21 protein-coding genes, 1 rRNA gene and 1 pseudogene are annotated in these 20,617 nt (G+C 36.6%); 11 read left to right on the top strand and 12 right to left on the bottom strand.

The annotated features are described in order from the left end of the window. Positions 1-19: 19 nt before the first annotated feature. The 4 genes and pseudogenes from rrf to E0H82_RS11705 all read left to right on the top strand — a co-directional run bounded on the left by rrf (position 20) and on the right by E0H82_RS11705 (position 4,473). Positions 20-134, top strand: a 5S ribosomal RNA gene (gene rrf, locus E0H82_RS11720). Between the two features lie 133 nt (positions 135-267). After that, complete coding sequence (locus tag E0H82_RS11715) at positions 268-597, top strand: cupin domain-containing protein (protein WP_228258652.1); 330 nt, start codon at positions 268-270, stop codon at positions 595-597. Positions 598-711: 114 nt separating this feature from the next. Then, positions 712-1,280 (top strand): annotated as a pseudogene (locus E0H82_RS11710) (IS5 family transposase); the annotation flags it as partial. A gap of 2,014 nt (positions 1,281-3,294) precedes the next feature. Beyond that, positions 3,295-4,473, top strand: coding sequence for an MFS transporter (locus tag E0H82_RS11705; RefSeq protein WP_131264963.1), 1,179 nt, complete (start codon positions 3,295-3,297; stop codon positions 4,471-4,473). On the opposite strand, the gene E0H82_RS11700 is transcribed toward E0H82_RS11705, so the two are convergent. Together E0H82_RS11700 and E0H82_RS11695 are read right to left on the bottom strand one after the other, a co-directional pair. After that, positions 4,463-5,953, bottom strand: a complete 1,491-nt coding sequence (locus tag E0H82_RS11700; protein WP_131264962.1) for an amidase — start codon at positions 5,951-5,953, stop codon at positions 4,463-4,465. The two genes, E0H82_RS11705 and E0H82_RS11700, sit on opposite strands and share 11 nt — an antisense overlap. A gap of 35 nt (positions 5,954-5,988) precedes the next feature. Next, complete coding sequence (locus tag E0H82_RS11695; protein WP_131264970.1) at positions 5,989-7,416, bottom strand: GGDEF domain-containing protein; 1,428 nt, start codon at positions 7,414-7,416, stop codon at positions 5,989-5,991. Between the two features lie 234 nt (positions 7,417-7,650). On the opposite strand from E0H82_RS11695, the gene E0H82_RS11690 reads away from it, so the two are divergent. Further along, positions 7,651-8,151 carry a hypothetical protein gene (locus tag E0H82_RS11690; RefSeq protein ID WP_171458288.1) on the top strand — a complete coding sequence of 167 codons (501 nt, stop codon included), beginning with the start codon at positions 7,651-7,653 and terminating at the stop codon, positions 8,149-8,151. Positions 8,152-8,235: 84 nt separating this feature from the next. Here the strand turns inward: E0H82_RS11690 and accC are convergent, their stop codons facing one another. The 5 genes from accC to E0H82_RS11665 all read right to left on the bottom strand — a co-directional run bounded on the left by accC (position 8,236) and on the right by E0H82_RS11665 (position 12,690). After that, positions 8,236-9,606 (bottom strand): acetyl-CoA carboxylase biotin carboxylase subunit, encoded by a 1,371-nt coding sequence (gene accC, locus E0H82_RS11685; protein WP_131264960.1) that lies wholly within the window; start codon positions 9,604-9,606, stop codon positions 8,236-8,238. A gap of 17 nt (positions 9,607-9,623) precedes the next feature. Beyond that, a complete protein-coding gene (accB, locus tag E0H82_RS11680) occupies positions 9,624-10,046 on the bottom strand; it encodes an acetyl-CoA carboxylase biotin carboxyl carrier protein (protein ID WP_131264959.1) in 423 nt (140 codons plus the stop codon). 22 nt (positions 10,047-10,068) lie between these two features. Then, positions 10,069-10,518, bottom strand: a complete 450-nt coding sequence (gene aroQ / locus E0H82_RS11675) for a type II 3-dehydroquinate dehydratase (protein ID WP_131264958.1) — start codon at positions 10,516-10,518, stop codon at positions 10,069-10,071. 237 nt (positions 10,519-10,755) lie between these two features. Beyond that, entirely contained in the window at positions 10,756-12,084 is a 1,329-nt protein-coding gene (locus E0H82_RS11670) for a Y-family DNA polymerase (RefSeq protein ID WP_131264957.1), read from the bottom strand. A 9-nt stretch (positions 12,085-12,093) separates the two neighbouring features. Further along, entirely contained in the window at positions 12,094-12,690 is a 597-nt protein-coding gene (locus E0H82_RS11665) for a LexA family protein (RefSeq protein ID WP_131264956.1), read from the bottom strand. A gap of 141 nt (positions 12,691-12,831) precedes the next feature. On the opposite strand from E0H82_RS11665, the gene E0H82_RS11660 reads away from it, so the two are divergent. After that, a complete protein-coding gene (locus E0H82_RS11660) occupies positions 12,832-13,176 on the top strand; it encodes a hypothetical protein (protein ID WP_131264955.1) in 345 nt (114 codons plus the stop codon). Positions 13,177-13,430: 254 nt separating this feature from the next. Then, on the top strand, positions 13,431-13,925 hold the full coding sequence (locus E0H82_RS11655; protein WP_131264969.1) for a winged helix-turn-helix transcriptional regulator: 495 nt from the start codon (positions 13,431-13,433) through the stop codon (positions 13,923-13,925). A 10-nt stretch (positions 13,926-13,935) separates the two neighbouring features. Here the strand turns inward: E0H82_RS11655 and E0H82_RS11650 are convergent, their stop codons facing one another. Genes E0H82_RS11650 through tusD form a run of 4 tightly spaced genes read right to left on the bottom strand, consistent with a single transcriptional unit; the run spans position 13,936 to position 15,331 of the window. Continuing rightward, positions 13,936-14,247 carry a TusE/DsrC/DsvC family sulfur relay protein gene (locus tag E0H82_RS11650; RefSeq protein ID WP_116763318.1) on the bottom strand — a complete coding sequence of 104 codons (312 nt, stop codon included), beginning with the start codon at positions 14,245-14,247 and terminating at the stop codon, positions 13,936-13,938. A 19-nt stretch (positions 14,248-14,266) separates the two neighbouring features. Continuing rightward, positions 14,267-14,551, bottom strand: coding sequence for a DsrH/TusB family sulfur metabolism protein (locus tag E0H82_RS11645; protein ID WP_131264954.1), 285 nt, complete (start codon positions 14,549-14,551; stop codon positions 14,267-14,269). Positions 14,552-14,567: 16 nt separating this feature from the next. Further along, entirely contained in the window at positions 14,568-14,918 is a 351-nt protein-coding gene (locus tag E0H82_RS11640; RefSeq protein WP_131264953.1) for a hypothetical protein, read from the bottom strand. Between the two features lie 44 nt (positions 14,919-14,962). After that, positions 14,963-15,331: a sulfurtransferase complex subunit TusD gene (gene tusD, locus E0H82_RS11635; RefSeq protein ID WP_131264952.1), complete on the bottom strand. Its 369-nt coding sequence runs from the start codon at positions 15,329-15,331 to the stop codon at positions 14,963-14,965. 71 nt (positions 15,332-15,402) lie between these two features. Here tusD and E0H82_RS11630 point away from each other — a divergent pair, with 71 nt between their 5' ends. The 4 genes from E0H82_RS11630 to E0H82_RS11615 all read left to right on the top strand — a co-directional run bounded on the left by E0H82_RS11630 (position 15,403) and on the right by E0H82_RS11615 (position 19,401). Beyond that, a complete protein-coding gene (locus tag E0H82_RS11630) occupies positions 15,403-16,407 on the top strand; it encodes an NAD-dependent epimerase/dehydratase family protein (protein WP_131264951.1) in 1,005 nt (334 codons plus the stop codon). A gap of 130 nt (positions 16,408-16,537) precedes the next feature. Further along, complete coding sequence (fumC, locus tag E0H82_RS11625) at positions 16,538-17,932, top strand: class II fumarate hydratase (RefSeq protein WP_131264950.1); 1,395 nt, start codon at positions 16,538-16,540, stop codon at positions 17,930-17,932. Between the two features lie 90 nt (positions 17,933-18,022). After that, positions 18,023-18,517, top strand: a complete 495-nt coding sequence (locus tag E0H82_RS11620) for a hypothetical protein (protein ID WP_116763288.1) — start codon at positions 18,023-18,025, stop codon at positions 18,515-18,517. Between the two features lie 281 nt (positions 18,518-18,798). Continuing rightward, positions 18,799-19,401 carry a nitroreductase family protein gene (locus E0H82_RS11615; RefSeq protein ID WP_131264949.1) on the top strand — a complete coding sequence of 201 codons (603 nt, stop codon included), beginning with the start codon at positions 18,799-18,801 and terminating at the stop codon, positions 19,399-19,401. 233 nt (positions 19,402-19,634) lie between these two features. Here E0H82_RS11615 and E0H82_RS11610 read toward each other — a convergent pair whose 3' ends face one another. Next, a complete protein-coding gene (locus E0H82_RS11610; protein ID WP_131264948.1) occupies positions 19,635-20,552 on the bottom strand; it encodes a LysR family transcriptional regulator in 918 nt (305 codons plus the stop codon). Positions 20,553-20,617: the final 65 nt, after the last annotated feature.

Raw genomic sequence — 20,617 nt, 5'->3', positions numbered from 1 at the left:
AATAGTCATAAACAGTTGTGCTGGCGACAATAGCAAGAGTGAACCACCTGATCCCTTCCCGAACTCAGAAGTGAAACCTCTTAGCGCTGATGGTAGTGTGGGGTTACCCATGTGAGAGTAAGTCATCGCCAGCTCATTATTCTAAACACCCCCTAACCAACGTTAGGGGGTGTTTCTTTATTACACATTATAAAATAAGAGTAAATTTATTTGCCCATTCTATAATAAAACTCTCCAATGATAAGAAATATAAGTTGAGGTGAATTTATGGGCATGAATTCAGTCAATATATTTGATTCACTGCCGAAAGATCTAAGTTTAGAAGTATTTGAGAACATTATTCATGCTTCAACAATAAGGATAGAGCGTATTATTTCTAAAGGGCATTGCTCTCCTGATACAGGGTGGTATGATCAGGATGAGAGTGAATGGATCATGCTTGTTGAAGGGGAAGCAACTTTAGAATTTGAGAGCGGTTCAACATGTAAATTGTCCGCGGGCGATTACATTAATATTCCTGCACATCTCAAACATAAGGTAGTTTGGACTGATCCCAATCAAATTACCATCTGGCTTGCGGTGTTTTATACGTCCTAAGTCATTACATGACAAGCTATTTTATTGGTTATTCTTAAACTCAATCATTATTTAAGTTTCAATTGATTAGGATTTTTTACTTTCACTGTGAAAAAAACGAGAAAGTAACATTCAATGCTGACTGATCAACAAGGGTTAAAGCTGAAATCTACTAGCCACAATTTTGGTATCTATCTTAAGCATAAGCTGAGAAATTTTATCGAAGCAATTCTTTATAGAATTAGAGCTGGCTGTCTTTGGCGAGATTTATCAGAATTTTTTAGGTAAATCTAACACGATCTTTAAATAATTCACTCGTTGGTCTAAAGACAATAAGCTACTAAAAATATTTAATTATTATCTCAATATCTTGATATAGAATAAGTATTTATTGATGGCAATCATATTCAAACTCATCAACATACTATAGGGTTGAGGATCAGGACATTTTAAGAAGTAACGGTGGGAATAGTTCTAAAATTCATTTGGCAGTAGATTCGAATGAGAACCTAATTAAATTTTTAACTCATGATGCGAAAGTTGCACCTATATTAGTTGATAAAGTAGATTGAACAGATACTGATGTTCTTTGTGCTGATAAGGGATATAACTCGAAATTATTGAGAGAATAAATAGAAAAATCAGTAATCAGGGCAAATATTCCAAAGAAATCCAATACACGATAGAACAATAATTATATGCCTTAGTCGTTATATAAAATTAGGCACTTAGTTCAGAATACATTTGCACGACTTAAGTAATTTATATACATTATGATAATATAAAATAAAACTTTAAATATTCAGTTACCCTAAATTTTATATTTTTCCTACCGCTATGGGATTTCAATAGATTCTAGTATTAATATTATTAAGTTTTTGATTAATATTTTTTTAAAAATCTTGAAATTTTAATCGTTAATTTTAGTTTATATTTAATTACACAAGGGTAATTTTGACATTTAGATTTAAAAAATTAAATGCATGGTTTTAATTTCAGCGAGGAATCTATTATGGAAATAGTTGAACATTTTTCATTTATTTAGTTTTTTAATAAAATTAAATTAGTCTAGTTAAGTAGTTTTATATTTTAACTAGTTCTCTAATTGGTAGTCTTTATCTTTGCCAGGATTTAGATTTTTTAAAATTTATAGCAATTTATCTGTACTTAATTTTATTATTTAGATTTACAAAAAAATGATTTATTTGTATTTACGGTATTGGTATTTTTAATATAGTTTAAATTTATGAATTTGTTAAGTTAATTTAAATTTTCTAATGTTGTTTGATCATGAACTAATCGTTCAATTAATCTATAATATTTCTCTAGATTTTATATTTTATGATTATTAATATAGAGGAAGTTTTTAATTGTGGTGCTAGGATGCTAATTCGTGTAAATGATGTGATCGTTAATACAGATTTAATTCAGTATATGGAAATTAAGAGTGAACCATCTTTTTTTGTTGTAATTCATTTTAATGTGGGTAGCGTGAAAAGATTGAAATTCATAAACCTGAATGAGCAAGAGAAATTTATTGAGAAAATCAGTTTAGAGCTTCCTAGTTATTAATAGATTAGAAAAACCACCTAAGGTGGCTTTTCTTGATAAATAATTTCTTAATAAATATAAATTTTTTTACTAAAATAACCAAATATTGTGAATTTTTTTAATAGTATAAAATGCATAAAAAACTCTAAAAATTGATTTTTAATGTAGATGTAATGATGAGCAAATGTCATGGCTATTTGAATTCAAACTAAAATTTTTTGAAAAATATGCTTACGATAAAAATGATTAATGAATAAGCATAAATGGAAATTTGACGATTTTGGATCATATTTTGATAAAAATAAAGTTATTATCTATAGATCTATTAAACAACATTAGCTATCTGTAAAAATTAGCGGATTCAATGGTATAGGCTTTATTAGTAATTGAAAAACGAGGTAAAAACTCGATGGATGGGTTCTTTTTCGAAGCTATATTTAATTATGAATTAGCCAGGAGAGATTGCGAGTAAAGATTATCAGAATGGACATATGGTAGATATTAAAATGGCTGAATAATTAGTCGAAAGATTAGATATCAAAAGAAGATGGATATTACCCGAGATAGTGCAATAAAATAGAGACTTTATTTAGCTTACTGAAGAACGTACAATTTAGTTAAAACCAAAGCTCGAAATGTCTCAGATTATTTTGCATGGATTTAAGCATCTTTATGTGCTTATTAGCTTTGTCATCAAAACAATTTAATGATTCAAGTTGGTGAACTCATAACTTAAGAAGGGTTTAGATTTATTAATCATTATAAGTAATGGTGATGTTAAATGATTAAGTTTAATTGTTTCCAATCCTTTGACAATATGGGTTCATATATTTTAATAAATTAAGGTTAGTGTTTAAGTGAAGACTTATGAACAATTCTTATTTTCGACGTTAAAATAATTTATCCTCTTTTACATTACAGTTTACCAGATTTAATTGTTTATTTAATCTAGAAAAGGAGCAGTCCTTTATTCTTATTCTTCGAGCTATGGGTATCTATCATCTAAAGTGATAAAATATGGCATATTTTTTAAAGTATACAAATTTTGAAATAATTTTCTTAAAAAAGATTTGTAGACTGTTCATCTGCAAAACACGCAAACTGTATACAACCCCATGTAACTATATAATTCATTAACTTATTGAAAATACAAAGGAATGCAACTTAATGCAACCTCTTCCAATGACAACTAAACTAGGTGGTTTCTATCTTTTTTACTATTGCATTGTTGGAACATTTATGCCGTATTGGAGTCTTTATTTAGAAGACCAAGGCTTTAATTTTCAGGAAATTGGTGTTTTATCTTCCATAGCAATTATCACTCGTTTTTTTGCACCATTCATATGGGGCTGGGTGGCTGATAAGTCTGGTAAACGGATGTTGTTAGTCAGAATTGCTACTTGGATGGAAGCTTGTATATGGTTTTTAATTTTTCTTATACCAAATAGTTTTCAGTCGATCGCCTTGCTGATGTTGATTTTCAGTTTCTTCCAAAATGCAATTTTAGCGCAATTTGAAGGTGTGACATTATTCTGGTTGGGTGAAAAAAAAGCAGAATTATATGGGAAAGTTCGAAAATGGGGGTCTATAGGCTTTATCACAGGTGTATTTTGTATAGGGGCATTATTAGAAATAATCCCTATTTCTACGCTTCCCATTTTATTGCTTTGTATCTCATTTTTAGCATTTTTATGGTCATTCACCATTCATGAACCTAAAAGTGCACCAAAATCACAAAAACAACTTGAACCGCTATGGCCAATTATAAAAAAACCAGTAGTCGCATCCTTTTTCCTTATTGAATTTATAATGTTGCTATCACATGCTCCTTTTTATAGTTTTTACAGTAATTATCTTAAGCAGGTTGGTTACTCAACAACTGAAATTGGGTTTTTATGGGCGATTGGTGTAATAGCAGAAATTATTATGTTTGCTTTTGCGAATATCTTTCTTAAGACATTCTCATGGCGTTTCTTGGTGAGCATTTGTTTGATACTGACGGGTATTCGATGGTTAATCGTCGGCTTTTTCCCGAATATGTTTTTGATGCAATTATTCGCTCAAACGATTCATGCTTTTAGTTTTGGTCTTTTTCATATGATTGCGATGCGTATTATCTTTGAAAATTTTATGTCTGGACAGCAGGGACGTGGACAGGCACTTTATAGCACAATGTGGGGATTAGGTGTTGCTTCTGGTAGTTTGTTGGCGGGTAAGTACTGGACTGAAATTTCAGGTGAACATGTTTTCATGATTGCAGGACTTTCTGTATTTACTGGCTTAATTTTTGTTGCGGGATTGCCCAATAAAGTACAGAAAGACCGTTTGGCTAAGGTTAAATCTTAATTTCACTATATTTTTTTGCCCAAGGTTGGGCCTGTTCCAATTGTTGTGCCAATTGTAAAAGTCGGTCTTCTCTGCCGAAGGGTGCAACAAATTGTGAGCCTAAAGGAAGTTGATTGTTGTTCCAATAAAGTGGAACGGACATTGCAGGTAAGCCTGTAATGTTGGCTAGTTGGGTAAATGGCACCCATTTCAGATTTTCTTTAATAATTTTTTCAATAAATTTTCCTTCTGCAAGTCGATGTGCTTGTCCTATTTTGAGCAGACCTTTTAACAATTGTTTTTGCCATAAGGGTGTTTTAATTTCACCATTTTTAGGTGCTGTAGTTGCAGTTGATGGAATGAGATACAAATCATATTGTTCAAAAAAATGATTCATCTGCGCTGCATATTGGCCCCAATTATTAAGATTATGAATATATTGTAATGCTGTTGTCGTTTCGCCAAATGCAGCCAAAGCTAATGAATCCAATTCAAAATCATCATTTTGAATATTAAGCTGAGCCCGTGTTTCTTGAATGGTATAAGCGAACTGGCTAAACCAAGTCGTGATAAAGTCTTTGGCTAATGACATGCCATTGATAGGTGGTTGAGCCTCAACCACGATGTGTCCTAAAGATTCGAGTAACTGTGCAGTATGTAAAATCGCTACTTCTGCTTCACTAGAAACCTTGGTTCCTATAGGAGATTTCACACTATAGGCAATTTTGAGTTTTTTAGGTGGGCGTTGAATAATATCTAGATAGCTTTGCTCTGGTGTTTTAATTGAAAAAAGAGAATGTAGTTCGGAGCCATGTGTAGCATCCAGCATGGCTGCACTATCTCGCACTGATTTGGTCAATACATGTTGCATAGCTGCTCCATGCATGGCTTCACTTAAATGTGGTCCCCACGGTGTTCGACCTCGACTGGGCTTTAGGCCGAACAAACCACAATAAGAAGCAGGGATGCGGATAGAACCGCCACCATCGCCTGCACCGGCAAGAGGCACTATACCAGCTGCAACAGCAGAGGCTGATCCGCCTGAAGAACCACCACTATTATGCTTTAAATTCCATGGATTGTGGCAAGTTCCCCATGCTTCTGGCTCAGTAATGCTTTTTATTCCAAATTCAGGTGTATTGGTTCGACCAAACGTCACAATACCCGCCTTTTCCCAGCGATTGACAATTTCAGAATTGGTTTGGGCAATATAATTTGCGCGTTTAAATGCTTTACTACCAAAGGTGCTTGGATAGCCTTTAAACTCTTGAAATAAATCTTTTACAAGAAATGGAACGCCTGCAAACGCACCTTGAAGAGATTGTTGAGAGCATTTTTGTGCATAGTCATGCATTGGAATTGTAATAGCATTGAGCTTAGGATTTACTTCCGCAGCCCTTAGGAGTGCTGTGAGCAGTAACTCATGAGGGTGAACTTCTTTTTTAGCGACCAGTTCAGCTAATCCTAAACCATCATACTGTTGATATTCCGAAAACTTCATTATTGTTTTACTCCAGATCTACTGCCTTATACTCATTAAGTCGAAATAATAATCTGATTTCTCCCTTGTGCTTTTGCACTATAAAGGGCTTGGTCTGCTCGAACAATCAGTTGTTGTAATGTTCCAGATAAAGGTAAGCTTTGATGTGCGATGCCGATGCTAATGGTCATCTGAATTTGAAACTGATTTTCAATATTTAAAACTGCGGTTTCGATGCTATGGTGAATGCGTTCTGCTAATTCAATTGCTTCTTTTAGTGATGTATTCAGCGTTAGCACAGTAAATTCTTCGCCACCAATACGTGCGAATAAATCATTAAAACCAATTTTGTGTTTTACTAATTTTGCGAAATGTTGCAACACCAAATCACCAACATGATGACCATATCGGTCATTCATTTGCTTAAAATGGTCAATATCTATCATTAAAATAGCTACAGATTTATTTTGAAATTCTTGAATAAATAATTGACTTTGTTCCAGAAAATATCGTCGATTTAATGTGTTTGTTAAACTGTCATGATTTGCGTAGTCGAGGACTTGATGATAAAGCTTTTGACGATTTTGGCTGATTGCACACAGAATAAGTGGTGCAATTCCAAGCATACATAACCCAATACGAATAGATATGGTCGTGCTTAAGAAAGCATTGGATGAAGATGATAAGTAAAAGTAGGTTAAGCTATGGTAGGTCACTATGCAGACCACACTATTAATAAAGGCAACAGTGAATAATCTATAGCTAAGTGCTGCCCAAATTAAGGCTGCTAAAGGATAAAGTAGTGAACCTGGGCCAAAAAATATGTGCGTGAAAGCGACGGAAATGATAATAGCGATGAAAGGTAAAATATCACTGGTTTTTAACGGCTCAGTAAAGAGTTCAAAAATCCATTGCCGACTTTCTTTCTTTGCTGGGAAGGTAAGAATTAAGGGGAGAAAAGTCACAAAGTTAAAAACTTCTCCTGTCCACCACATGCCAAATTCAGTCCAAAAACGTTCTGGAGACATAAAACTGTTTGGTACATGTGTGATACTTTGAACTGCAAAAAAAGCGCTTAGCAGACAGCCTCCCAAAGTACACATGGTAAATAAATATAGAAAACTCAAGCCTTTATTATAGTCATGATAATCCAATTTTGTGAGATGAACCAAAATTAAAGGGACGGAGACACTAATTAAATTTGATATAGTTAAATACAGTGTAATTTCAATTGAATTACCTGTAACCAAATCTGCAAGGAGATAGGCGGTAATTGCACCCAACCAACCTCCAAGGATATTGAGTTTTGGAAATCGTAAAAACAACCCCAATAATATAGGATTAGCAGGCCATAATAAGGCTAAAAAAGTGATTGGACGTGTAAATATCCCGATGAGACAGCAAGCAAAAATTACGGTTGCGATTATTAAAAATGCATATGATTGTTGTTGAATGGAAGGAGTTATAAGTTGTCTGATTTGCATTTGCAAATAATCATCCTTAATTTAAGCGTTATGATTTTCTAGCAATTGAAGAAAATAAAAGTAAACTCAATATTAGCTTTGATTTTAAAAGCTGTCGGAAATCATTCTATAGATTTCGAAGAGGAAAGTGCTAGTACCATGATGATGAAAATGCATTTTTTTATACAAATAGATTGTAGTGAAATGGTTATAAGCGGTGGTTTTGCTTAAAAATATGATAACGTATTTGCAGGGATGCAATGGCTGATTAACTATATGAAAAAAGCATATCTTACAGTGATCTTGATGTTATGTTCAGCAATGAGCATGGCAAATGAAAGTTCTACTGCAACACAAGATGCTCAAGATGAGGCAGATCGTGGTGCCAATACGATTCGTATTATGACACGACCTGAAATTGTAGGTTTGTGGGGAATGGAAATTCCAAATAATAAAAAATGTATTGAATACTATAATTTTAAAAGTAATAACGACGTATTCATTAAAAGTGGTCAAGAATGGTCTACAGGAATCTATGATTATCAGGCTTCGAGAGATGTTGCGGCTCAACTTCCTATTTTAATGTTACAGGTGAAATACGATAATAATGAAACAGACTGTTCTGGGTATAAGCAAGACCAGTCCGGTGAAATTTCTCAGTATTTTGTACAATGGAAAAATCCGACGACCATTAACTTTTGTAATAATGAAAAAGCAGGACAATGTTTTGCAACTTTACGCCGGGTCTTACCGTGAGTTTTTTCTGATAAACGACTTTATACGAATCAATAAAAAAGCCAGTCAATTGACTGGCTTTTTTATTGATTCGGGGTTTGCTAATTAAGACGCTGCTTTTTCAGCTTGACCTTCAAGTTGCTTCAACAAATGCTTTTCTAGATAGTGAATATCCATTGCATGTTTGCAGAAGTTTTTGTCTTGTAGAATTAAATCCTTATGCAAAGGAATATTGGTTTTAATTCCAGTCAGGATCATTTCATCTAAGGCTTGACGCATACGAGCAATACAAGTTTCACGATCTTTACCATGTGCAATCAGCTTGGCGATCATTGAGTCGTAGTAAGGCGGAATGCTATAACCCTGATAGATATGAGAGTCTAAGCGAATGCCTGCACCACCTGGTGTATAGAAATGCTCGATTTTACCTGGAGATGGCATAAATGTAGAAGGATCTTCTGCATTGATACGGCATTCCATGGCATGACCTTTACATTCAACATCTTCTTGAGCAATTTCAAGTCCAAGACCTGCGGCAATACGTAATTGCTGCTCAATAATGTCAATGCCTGTAACCATTTCTGTAACAGGATGCTCTACTTGAACACGGGTATTCATCTCAATAAAGAAGAACTCACCATCTTCAAATAAGAACTCGAATGTACCTGCACCACGGTATTGCATAAGCTTACATGCATTCACACATGCTTCTAAAATGTCAGCGCGTGCTTGTTCTGGTAAGTTTGGTGCTGGCGCTTCTTCAAGCACTTTTTGGTGACGACGTTGTAAAGAGCAGTCACGATCAAATAAGTGGATTGCATGACCATTACCATCACCCAAAACTTGGATTTCGACGTGACGTGGTTTTTGCAGGAAGCGTTCCATATATACCGTATCATCACCGAACCACATTTCTGCGTCACGTTGAGCTGCTTGTACAGACTCAAGTAGGGTATCTACCTGTTCTACAATACGCATACCACGACCACCACCGCCTGAAGCTGCTTTCACAATTAGTGGAAAGCCAATTTCTTTTGCTTCAGCAAGAGCGTTTTGTGGTGTTACTGCATTGGCAGAACCAGGTACAGTTGGTACACCTGCTTTACGCATTGCGGTAATTGCAGAAACTTTATTCCCCATCAGGCGAATATGTTCTGGGCGTGGACCAATAAAGATGAAGCCAGAGTTTTCTACAATTTCAGCAAACTCAGCATTCTCAGATAAGAAGCCATAGCCAGGATGGATGGCATCTGCACCTGTAATTTCTGCTGCAGTAATAATTGCAGGAATATTTAAATAGCTCTCGCTACTCGCTCCTGGACCAATGCAGACAGCTTCATCACAAAAACGTAAATGCATTAGGTCTTTGTCAGCATCGGAATAGATACCAACCGTTTTGATTCCTAATGTTTTGCAAGCACGGGTGATACGTAAAGCGATTTCACCCCGGTTTGCAATTAGAACTTTTTGCAACATTGTGAGACCCCGTGGTGTTATGCGCGATAGCGGAATAAAGGTTGACCGAATTGGATCACTTCACCGTTTTTCACAAGAATTTCTTCAATCACACCGCTTTGAGTTGCCTCAATTGGGTTCATGATTTTCATTGCTTCAATAATACCAAGTGTTTCACCGGCAGTTACAGTTTGACCCACTTTAATAAATGTTGCTTCACCTGGGCTTGGTGCTGCATAAAACACACCAACCATTGGTGAAGTTTCTACTGCACCGCGTGGTGAAGATTTTGCTGCCGAAGGAGCTTCTGCTGATGGTGCTGGCATTGCAGGAATTGCTGCAGCAACGACTGGACTACGACGAGTCAATGCAATCGATTGATCACCTTCTTTGACTTCGATCGCTTGTAAGTCAGATTCAATCATCAAATCGATGAGTTTCTTGATTTTACGAATATCCATGAGACAGTATTCCTGATTATGATTACTTAGATGGTTGAATTTTTTCGAGGGCATAATCGAGTGCAGCGGCATAACCCTTAGCACCTAAACCGCAAATTACGCCAACGGCTTTATCGGAAAGATAGGAGTGATGTCGAAATGCTTCACGGGCATGAACATTTGACAAATGCACTTCAATAAAAGGTATTGCTACGCCAAGAAGGGCATCACGTACTGCAACTGAAGTATGTGTCAGTGCTGCAGGATTAATAATGATGAACTGTACACCTTCTTGTTGCGCTTGATGAATTCGGTCGACAATGGCACCTTCCCAATTACTTTGAAAAGTATTGAGCGTTGTTGATGCATTTTGCGCTTGAGAGATGAGTTGCTGATTGATATCCTCTAGGGTCAAGTAACCATATACTTCAGGTTCTCGTTTTCCTAGTAAGTTTAAATTCGGTCCATGAATGACCAAAATGGTCGAACTCATTCAGCACGCTCCAATTTTAAGTTTGCAATATTGCTTTGCAAGATCTCTGCAAAGTTTGCTTATTATGGCATAGTATCCTACAAGTCTTTTGATTTTTATTTGAATTATTGTAGAAAGCATGTACCAGAACTTGGGACATATATTGCGAACTTTGCTAACAATTGGCAATGTTAAAAAATGACAAAATTTACGATATAGCAGTTATTTTCTTTTAAAGTATAAATTGACCAAAACAGCTCATTTACATGTCTTTTGGCTGAATAGAGAATCATCAATTGTTAACATTTCATTCCAACATGTTGTATAACGGGGCGAACGATGCAGTTGTTTCATCTGCCATGTAGTACTGTTGGAATGATAACCAATTTGTATGCAATCTGAACCATAACGATGTTTCATTTTGTACAAAATTTTCATCAGTTCTTCGCGTTGTTGAATCAAGTTGATGGGTTGCCATAAGTCATCAATATGCTGGCTTTTGGGATGTAGAGCAGAAAGCATGACTGCAACCTTCACATACTTTTTATTTTCTTCAAATAAAACATCAATTTGCTGAAGAGAAGCTCTGTTTAAAACTAAAAGATCATCACTTGCATATTCTAAACCTACGGCATGTGAATGGCTTTTTTTATGTGGTGATTGAGGGACTTTTTCATATAAAGAAACATGGATGCAGGCGCAGAGTTGCTGCTGTTGCATGAGGCGTTTATGTACACGATTGACATGAAAAATCAGCGCTTGTTTTATGATCTCTTTTTGTGACAGTGATTTGGCAAAACTACGCGATGAAAGGATGTTTTTTGCTGGTAATGTTGGATCATCTAATGCAATACAGGACTGACCTTTTAGCTCACGGATTGTACGTGCAATGAGCACGGAAAACTCTTTACTGAGGTAATTTTCATTGGCAAAAGTTAAGTCAAAGCTATTATGAATGGCATAATGCTGTAATTTTTTACTGATTTTTCGTCCAATGCCCCAAATTTCTTCTACAGGCGTTTCGAGTAGCAGCCCTTCAAAGCTGCATAAGTCCAATGTGGGTAAAAAACAGACTTGATTAAAACTCTTCCGCTTCTTTGCAAAATGATTGGCAAGTTTTGCCTGAGTTTTGGAATAACCTATTCCGATGCAACAAGGTAAGCCAAGCCATTGCGCGATTTTGTTCACAAGTTCTCGACAATATTCTTCGATATCGAAAAGTTGTGTGTAACCAGTAAGCCTTATAAAACATTCATCAATCGAGTAGGGTTCTAAGTCCTGATCATTAAAGTGCTCACCTAAAATCTCAAAAAAACGACGTGACATATCGGCATAGAGCGGATAATTGCTAGATAAGACGTACACACCTGCTTTTAATGCTTCGCGTTCAATTTCGTGCCAAGGTACAGCCATGGAAATATTCAGAGCTTTGGCTTCATTGCTGCGTGAAATGACACAACCATCGTTATTACTGAGCACGACTACAGGCTTATCATTCAATTTGGGGTTAAATACACGTTCACAGCTGACATAGCAGTTGTTAATGTCAATCAGTGCATAAAGTTCTTGATGATAAAGCTTGTCCATAATCGTTACTTATTTGAGCTTTTTTAAAATACAGATGACAACACCCCAAATTGCAATATTTTCTTCACCGCGAGGGTAGATGTCAGGATAGTCAGGATTCTCTGCTTTTAGCCAAAATCGAAAACCATGCTCCGTATGTTTATCTTGCATAAAGCGTTTAACCGTAAATTCATTGTTGATGAGTGCTAATACAATATCTCCATGTTCGGCATTTAATTTACGGTCAATGAGAATTTGGTCTCCAGCATCAATCCCTGCATTTTTCATAGACAAAGAATCCACGCGTAAAATAAAAGTACTGGTTGGGTTTTTAACCAAATACTTATTTAAATCGATGTAATCTTCTATGTAGTCTTGCGCGGGCGAGGGAAATCCAGCCGCAACAGATTCGAGTGGGGAAGGAATTGATAATTCAGTTTGTAAATGAATTGGATTCAGTTGAATGGTGTTCTGACGGTCATCTTTAGGTACAGGTTTTAGCCATTCTTTAATGGCCATTACTTTAGACTCGGGCACGCGCATAACGACTGTTTTTTCAGTGTAGTGAGATTTACGTCCTGCATTGGCACGTTTGCCGCCGTGAGAGGTTGTATTTGACTCGCTCATAATCCACCTTGATAAAGTTACATAATCAAGATTAGCAGAAAAATAAACCGCGCGACAGTATATTTTGTGTAGGGATGACTTGAGGCAAATTGCACTTGGTTCTAAACTGCGGAACATCAATCATTACATTTGGTATCCACAATGGATATGGATTTAATCACGGAACAAAAACTGGTATGTGAAGAATATGGCTCAAAGTATATTGCAGTGCATGAAAATGATGTAATTGCCGTTGCAGTCGCGTCTTTAAATCAAGAACCAATTGTAGGCATTCGTAACAAGCCAGAAGCAGGGGAAGATGTCACCTGGTTTATTTATGCGGGTGAGCATGATGATAGTGAAGATTTTTTTCAAACGGTTTGTGTGAAGGATTTGCATAAACTTTTACCTGAAGTGCTGCCATTTTTGGCATTGGAACATGGTTATCGTTTTATGATTGATCGGGAAGAATACGAAGATGTATGGAAAGAAGGTGACGAAATTTAAGCGAATGGCTTAACTTTGACAGGAAATGATATAAAAATGACGGGAAATGATACGTTGAATACGATCAAAATAGCTGTGCTGAAAGGGAAAGTCCTTTTTAGCTAGCAACGACTTCCCTAGTTGTTGTTTGTACCGCTTAATAGCCATGTGAATAACGTGGCTTTTTTATTACTGATCTAGATGCAGACAGCAATGTTGTCAAAAACGTCACAATCCGATACTTTTGAAGAAGAACAGTTGAAATGACGAAATCTATGAAATGGGATGAAATTGGCGAACAGCCTTGTTCGATCGCACGAGCTTTGTCGATTATTGGAGATCGATGGACATTATTGGTTTTGCGTAATGCATTTATGGGCATGCGTCGTTTTGACGACTTTCAGCAGCAATTGGGTGTGACTCGACATGTCTTGGCTGACCGTCTAAAGCGTTTGGTTGACCAGCAAATTTTAGAAAAAAAACCGTATATAGAGCGACAGCAACGTTTTGAGTATTGCTTAACTGAAAAAGGTCTAGAACTTTATCCTGTACTGATGAGCATGGTGACTTGGGCAGATAAGTGGATGGATGATGGTACGGGTAAGCCTATGCAACTCATGCATAAACAATGTGGTCAAATTTTTACAGCCATAACAGTGTGTTCAGAATGTAAAGAACCATTAAATGCACGGCAGGTTAAACCAATTTTTCGTCATCATCCATTTCAATTAGACGCTGTTCAGCCTATCGATCAAACCCAACAGGCTTAAGCTTTCGTTTTTATAAACAATTGGCAGGTTTTGGAACACCTGCAAGGCGACTTAAATGTCGGGCAACAAGACCTGTATTAAATTTTTCTTGCAGAACTGCATTGTTAATATCTGGGCTTACGCTTTTCATTAAAAATTTAATGAGAGGACGAGTTGCAGGCGAATGTCCAAATTGCTGATAAAACTGACGTACAGCATGCAAAATACTCAAATGCCAGTCGGTCAATTCAAGTTCAAGGCTATTTGCCAGCTCTTGAGCGACTTCAGGTGTCCAGATGGTGTAATCGACCAAATGACCATCTTGATCAAGTTCTAGATTCATCATGATATTTTTAAACCTATTATTTAATGCTCATACAGTGCGTATGTGCTAAGCAAATGTCAGCAAATTGAGCATAAGAAATGACTTGGATGTGTGTTGGCAATTGTTGAATCAGTAATGCAGCATCTGTATCTAGAACATAGAGTCGTTTGACGTGCTGTAATGTATCATGCTGTGCGTGTAAGACAGCATCTCCCATCAGTACTACACTGTCACTGCTCTGTAATAAGGATTGGAGCTGAACGAGTTTAGTGCTTACGGAAGAATAATCTGATTGAATTAAATAAAGTGTAGCTGTTAGCATAAAAAATATTCATCCGTTACCAATATAAAACGTGGTCGAAGTCTTGTAAAAACTGGGCATTTAGTTCGACAAATTCAATTTCTTGTTGTGCTTGAACCACAAAAGGGTGGTCTTGATTCACACTTTCTACCAAAACTGGGGTTAGGTCGTAAAATTCAAAGCTATCAACCATATTGGATGCCAGTTTAAAGGCGTGTTTAAGGCTATCAAACTGTTGTTCCGCTTGTAATAGACTGAGCGCAGCATTCACGAGTAAAACCTTGACTTCACAGCCGAATGTCGCTAAAACCATAGTCGCAGCAAGGCTTTCATGCACGTGTAAGCTAGTTAGGTTGGCTTGGGTTAATATCACGAGTACAGTTTTCACACAATTTACCTTTTAAATGCAACAAATTCGCCAAAAATAACCACTTAAAATTGAATTAGACGTTCAGTGGATTGTACGGCATCGGCAAGTTCACCCAAACCGACCAATTCAAAGCCATACGCTAAGTTATGTTGGTCAATATTGTGTCTTTTTGCATTTTCTTCATCTGTGATACCCCTTGCCAAAGCTGCACTTACACAAACAGGTAAGCGAATACTGAGTTTCTGCCACTCTGTCGTGAGGTTTCGTTGGTCATCGGGCACCCATTGCAGGGCATTGGCTACGGAAACTCCGTCTTGATAAAAGAAAACACGGAATGCTTCTTGCTGTGTATGTAACGCTTGTGCAAGCCCGAGTGCATGCCAAGCATGAATAGATGTAGGAGCAGAGGTAATTAACAGTAATGTACTCATGGAATTCACTTAAAGGCTGTACCAATCGAAACTTGGAACGTCCAGACTTCATAAGAAAAAGGTAGTATACAATGATTTTAGTAACTGGTGGATTAGGCTTTATAGGCTCGCATGTCGCTCTTAGCTTAATGGCTCAGGGGCAGGAAGTCATTATTGTAGATAATTTGTCCAATGCCAATCTACAGACCTTGGAAAGACTGGAGTACATCTCTGGGATGTATGTTCCATTTGCAAAGCTGGATATTCGCAACACGCCTGCTTTGAATAAGGTCTTTGAGCAATATACAATCAATGCTGTTGTTCATACGGCTGGGTTCAAATCTTTACAAGAGTCGGTGTTAAAGCCACTTGAGTATTACAATGATAATGTCAGTTGTATTATGAGTTTAATGCGTGCCATGCAACGAACGGGTGTACGACATTTGGTGCATTTATCGAGTTTAGCGGTATATGGTGAGTCGGGTCTTGATCTTCAGGAAGATATGCCATTTAACTATGCTTACCCCAATCCGTATATTAAGTCTCAACAAATGATTGAGGAAATTATATGTGACACCTTTAAGACCGATGAAGAATGGAATATTGCTATTCTAAGACTGGGTAATGTGGTGGGTGCATTTGAACATGGTGTTCTCGGTGAGTTTGTACAGCCATTGCCGAAAAATATTGTGCCGTTGGCCATGCAAGTTGCTGCTCGACAACGCGAATATATTGATTTACATAAGCAAGCTAAAACGGCTGATGGTACTGTAGAGCGCGGATTTGTACACGTTTTGGACAGTTGTGATGCAGTAATTGATGCTCTGAAATGGCTGTATACTCAACAGCATACGTGTGAGGCGTTTAATATAGCAGGTGAAAATTATTCGATTCAAAGTTTATTGCAACAGATTGCCCAAGTAACAGGGGTTGAAATCAAAACCATGAATACCAACTACTTGATTAGTCAAGAGCTGGATCAGGTTGGAGCAAATACAGAGAAAGCTGAACAAATTTTAGGCTGGAAAGCAAAACGTAGTTTGACCCAAATGTTGGAAGATGAGTGGCGTTTCTATCAAAATACGTTGCGTACATAAGTGAATTAAAGTCAGAGTAAACGATAATAATTATCGTTTACTCTGACGCCTCATTACATTAAAATAACAACACTATTCAACCTGAATAAGTAAAAAAGACCATAGATAGATAAAGAAGATAGAGGTAAACATGCATACACGTATTGAACATGACACCATGGGTGAAGTTGAAGTTCCCGTAGACGCGATGTGGGGAGCACAGACTCAACGGAGTTTGCAGAACTTTAAAATTGGTGGTGAACGTTTACCTCGACCAATGATCCGAGCAATGGGACTTGTGAAAAAAGCTGCAGCGCTTACCAATGCAGATTTGAAGCAAATTCCACAAGAATTAGCGCACTATATTGTCGATGCAGCAGAAGAAGTGATTCAGGGGCAGTGGGACAGTCAATTTCCGTTGGTGGTGTGGCAAACAGGCTCGGGTACGCAAAGTAACATGAACTGTAATGAAGTCATTGCCAATATCGCCAATCAAAAATTAGGTAATCCTTTAGGTGCACAAAAACCTGTACATCCAAATGATCATGTAAACCGTGCACAATCGACCAATGATTCATTCCCAACCGCAATTCATGTTGCAGCAAGTTTGCAAATTAACGAATTGTTGATCCCTGCCGTAACACAATTACGTAACACTTTAGATGCTAAAGCTCAAGAATTTAATAACATTGTGAAAATTGGGCGTACTCATTTACAAGATGCAACGCCGTTAACTTTGGGGCAAGAGTTTAGTGGTTATGTATCTCAGCTAGATCATGGTTTAAAACGTTTACATCAGGCATTGTCAGGCTTATATGAGCTGCCTTTAGGGGGAACGGCTGTTGGGACAGGGTTAAATGCTCATCCTGATTATGCAGAAAAAGCAGCTGAGCAATTATCTCAGCTTACTGGACTTCCTTTTGTTACAGCACCGAATAAATTTGAAGCTCTTGCTGGACGTGATGCGGCAGTATTTGCCTCAGGCGCGTTAAAAACACTGGCAGCGAGTTTGAATAAAATTGCCAATGATATTCGTTGGTTGGCCAGTGGTCCACGTTGTGGTTTTGGTGAAATTCGTATTCCCGAAAATGAACCAGGTTCAAGTATCATGCCTGGTAAAGTCAATCCAACCCAAAGTGAAGCAATGACTATGGTGGTTGCACAAGTGTTGGGCAATGATACAACCATTAATGTGGCAGGTGCTTCTGGGAATTTTGAGCTGAATGTATTTATGCCAGTGATTGCTTATAACTTATTGCAGTCTATTCAATTGTTGGGTGATGCATGTAATAGCTTTAATGAACATTGTGCGGTCGGAATTGAACCAAACCGAGAGAAAATTGATTATTTCCTACATAACTCATTAATGTTAGTAACGGCATTGAACCCTGTGATTGGCTATGAGAATGCGGCAAAAGTGGCTAAAACTGCTTATAAGGAAGGTAAAACCCTTAAACAGGTAGCAGTTGAGCTGCAATTGGTGACCGAAGAGCAATTTGATGCAGTGGTTCGACCAGAAAATATGGTTTCGCCGAACGTAAAATAAGCTTCTGTAAAACGAAATAAGATCAGCGGTTTTTATCTGTTGCATAAGTGCGTACAATACGCATTAGATTTTTACCGCTGATGATGACCTATGCTAGACATATATTTGACAGATGTTCAGAAACGTATTCAATTTAAGGATTACCCAGGTGAGCATCCTGTTAAATTTATTCTAAATTTTAAAAAGATTTTCCCAAGTGTAATGGAGCTGTTACTTCCAGTATTGCCTGAAAGTGAAAATTTAGAGGAAATGACATGGGAGTCAAACACTGAAGATTTTGAACTATTTAAGTTACTTTTAAGTGGTTGGGGGGTGATTGAACTACGTTTGACAGCCTTGGCAAAATTTAAGGATAAAAAATTTGCGGATGAACTAGTTAAGCGTGCACAACAAAAGCGCAAAACTGATGCCCAAAAACATGCAAAATTAAAAACAGTAGAACTCGATTATCTATTCATGCACGAAATTCATGCTTTGATTGATGCTGAATTGGTTGAGCTAGGAGAAAAGTTCTATTTACCAACATTAAGAGAAATCTGGAAAGCCCATCTTCCAAATAATGTATTGCAAGCCAACCTAGCTTGAGATCTATTTAAACTCCTGATTTAAAAAAGAAACCATTTGGCATCAACGGCTAAATGGTTTTTTTATTCGCTAAATGATTCGATAACCTCATAAATTTTAGTTTTATTCTAAATATCGTATAAATGTCTTATGAGTCTTTTTTTACCAAATATAAAAAATATGAATATGTTTTTACTTAATATTTATAAGTAAGTTGGAATTGATTTTGCATAATATTCAATATTAGCAAAGCACAGGCTAAGAATTAACCTTTTATTAAACTATCATTCAAGGCATGCAACATGGCAAATGAATTCCTGAACTTAATTGAACAACGCCGTACCATTTATGCATTGGCAAAAAATGTAGAACAAACACCTGAATATTTAACGGATCTAATTCAACGAACGATTCGTGAAAGTCCATCTTCATTTAATTCGCAATCTTCACGCGCCGTAATTTTATTTAATGCAGAGCATGAAAAGTTTTGGAACTTCGTGAAACAAGAATTACAGGCTTACGCAACTGACGAGGCAGCGGCAGTTAAAACCGCGGCTAAAATGGATAGTTTTGCAGCAGGATTGGGCACAATTCTATTTTTTGAAGACATGAGTGTAATTGAAGATTTACAAACTCGTTTTGCCTTATATGCAGAAAACTTCCCAATTTGGGCAGAGCATTCTACTGCTATGGCTCAATTTGCAACGTGGACAGCGTTGCATACAGAAGGGCTAGGGGCTTCTTTACAGCATTACAATCCAATTGTAGATCAGCAAGTCCATAAAGAATGGGACATTCCTCAAAATTGGAAACTACGTGCTCAACTGGTATTTGGTTCAATAGAGGCTGAAGCCAAAGCAAAAACTTATATTGAAAATGCCGAACGATTTAAAGTTTTCCAATAAACCTAGATTCGAATGAGGAAATAAGTCTTATGATTTCTTCTTTTAAGTGGTGTCGGTTCTAATCAATAAATTAAATGGATTTGGATAGATGAAAATAGATCTAGATTAAATTATTAAGTGATGAATCTTTCAGTTCAAATGGTTTGCAATGCAAACCATTTTTTTATTTAGTGTCGAACCAATTTTGGAAAGATAAATAGCCTAAGCATTTTCTAAATATATTATAAAATAGCCTAAGCAAAAATAGGCTTAATTTGCTCACGCAAAAAAACATGCCTTAAATTTTCATTTAAATCTTTATGCCAAAACATCCCCATCTTCATATAAGGTAACTCGGCAGGAACAGGAAAAATATTCAAAGATGAGCCGACTTGTAAGTGAGATAGGATTGTCTCTGGTAAGGTTAAAATCGCTTGATCATTCTGTTCTAATATTTGGAGGGCAGTCGAGTAGTTCTGGCAACGTAATAAAATGTTCCGATTCAATTGTTGACGTTGAAAATATATATCTTCTAATAATAACCCTGTACGGCGGGAAGATACGCCAATATGTGGAGAAGAAAAATAACGATTTTCATTCATTTGAGCTTGTTGAGTACAGACAACGAAACGGTCATGTACCAGTGCTTGAAATTGGATTTTTTCTCCAAAATTTTGTTCTAGATCCATCACAAAATCAATTTGCTGGGCAGCCAAATCAGCAACAACCGTTTTACGATCTAATTTAAAACTCGTAAATTGAATCTCTAAATTGAGTTGTTGGAAATGTTGAAAAAGGCGTGGGAAAATAATCGGTTCAATTTCATCATGGACTGCAATTTTAAGTGTTTTAATCATCATGGGTTCAAAGCTTTGTTTCTGAAGTGAAACACTTTGAATAGCATGCAAAGCTTTTTTGATGATGGGATAAGATTGTTCTGCAAATGGCGTAGGTAGCATCTTATGACCAGCGCGAATGAACAAATCATCTTGCAATTGTAGGCGCAAACGTTGTAAAGCGTGGCTAGCAGCAGATTGTGTAATATTGAGTATATGTGCTGATTTTGAAATACTTTTTAGCTCATAAATAGCAATAAAAAGAGGATAAAGATTGATATCGATACGGTAGAACGTTGCTAAATCCATATCTACATTATTATGAATATTGCTCATAGTATTAGATTAAATAAAATCATTTCATTCATACTAATTTTCCAGCTAATGTACTGTAAAGCGAA

Origin of the sequence: Acinetobacter sp. ANC 4910 (assembly GCF_004331035.1) — a bacterium.
In the GTDB taxonomy this organism is placed as follows: domain Bacteria; phylum Pseudomonadota; class Gammaproteobacteria; order Pseudomonadales; family Moraxellaceae; genus Acinetobacter.
The sequence above is the reverse complement of the archived record's forward strand: the minus strand, read 5'-3'. Positions and strand labels throughout refer to the sequence as shown.

Bases quoted from the DNA above. Each gene is read 5' to 3' on its own strand.
- E0H82_RS11715 (WP_228258652.1), top strand. From the start codon at position 268: ATGGGCATGAATTCAGTCAATATATTTGATTCACTGCCGAAAGATCTA.
- E0H82_RS11705 (WP_131264963.1), top strand. From the start codon at position 3,295: ATGCAACCTCTTCCAATGACAACTAAACTAGGTGGTTTCTATCTTTTT.
- E0H82_RS11700 (WP_131264962.1), bottom strand. From the start codon at position 5,953: ATGAAGTTTTCGGAATATCAACAGTATGATGGTTTAGGATTAGCTGAA.
- E0H82_RS11695 (WP_131264970.1), bottom strand. From the start codon at position 7,416: ATGCAAATCAGACAACTTATAACTCCTTCCATTCAACAACAATCATAT.
- E0H82_RS11690 (WP_171458288.1), top strand. From the start codon at position 7,651: ATGCAATGGCTGATTAACTATATGAAAAAAGCATATCTTACAGTGATC.
- accC (WP_131264960.1), bottom strand. From the start codon at position 9,606: ATGTTGCAAAAAGTTCTAATTGCAAACCGGGGTGAAATCGCTTTACGT.
- accB (WP_131264959.1), bottom strand. From the start codon at position 10,046: ATGGATATTCGTAAAATCAAGAAACTCATCGATTTGATGATTGAATCT.
- aroQ (WP_131264958.1), bottom strand. From the start codon at position 10,518: ATGAGTTCGACCATTTTGGTCATTCATGGACCGAATTTAAACTTACTA.
- E0H82_RS11670 (WP_131264957.1), bottom strand. From the start codon at position 12,084: ATGGACAAGCTTTATCATCAAGAACTTTATGCACTGATTGACATTAAC.
- E0H82_RS11665 (WP_131264956.1), bottom strand. From the start codon at position 12,690: ATGAGCGAGTCAAATACAACCTCTCACGGCGGCAAACGTGCCAATGCA.
- E0H82_RS11660 (WP_131264955.1), top strand. From the start codon at position 12,832: ATGGATATGGATTTAATCACGGAACAAAAACTGGTATGTGAAGAATAT.
- E0H82_RS11655 (WP_131264969.1), top strand. From the start codon at position 13,431: ATGAAATGGGATGAAATTGGCGAACAGCCTTGTTCGATCGCACGAGCT.
- E0H82_RS11650 (WP_116763318.1), bottom strand. From the start codon at position 14,247: ATGAATCTAGAACTTGATCAAGATGGTCATTTGGTCGATTACACCATC.
- E0H82_RS11645 (WP_131264954.1), bottom strand. From the start codon at position 14,551: ATGCTAACAGCTACACTTTATTTAATTCAATCAGATTATTCTTCCGTA.
- tusD (WP_131264952.1), bottom strand. From the start codon at position 15,331: ATGAGTACATTACTGTTAATTACCTCTGCTCCTACATCTATTCATGCT.
- E0H82_RS11630 (WP_131264951.1), top strand. From the start codon at position 15,403: ATGATTTTAGTAACTGGTGGATTAGGCTTTATAGGCTCGCATGTCGCT.
- fumC (WP_131264950.1), top strand. From the start codon at position 16,538: ATGCATACACGTATTGAACATGACACCATGGGTGAAGTTGAAGTTCCC.
- E0H82_RS11620 (WP_116763288.1), top strand. From the start codon at position 18,023: ATGCTAGACATATATTTGACAGATGTTCAGAAACGTATTCAATTTAAG.
- E0H82_RS11615 (WP_131264949.1), top strand. From the start codon at position 18,799: ATGGCAAATGAATTCCTGAACTTAATTGAACAACGCCGTACCATTTAT.
- E0H82_RS11610 (WP_131264948.1), bottom strand. From the start codon at position 20,552: ATGAGCAATATTCATAATAATGTAGATATGGATTTAGCAACGTTCTAC.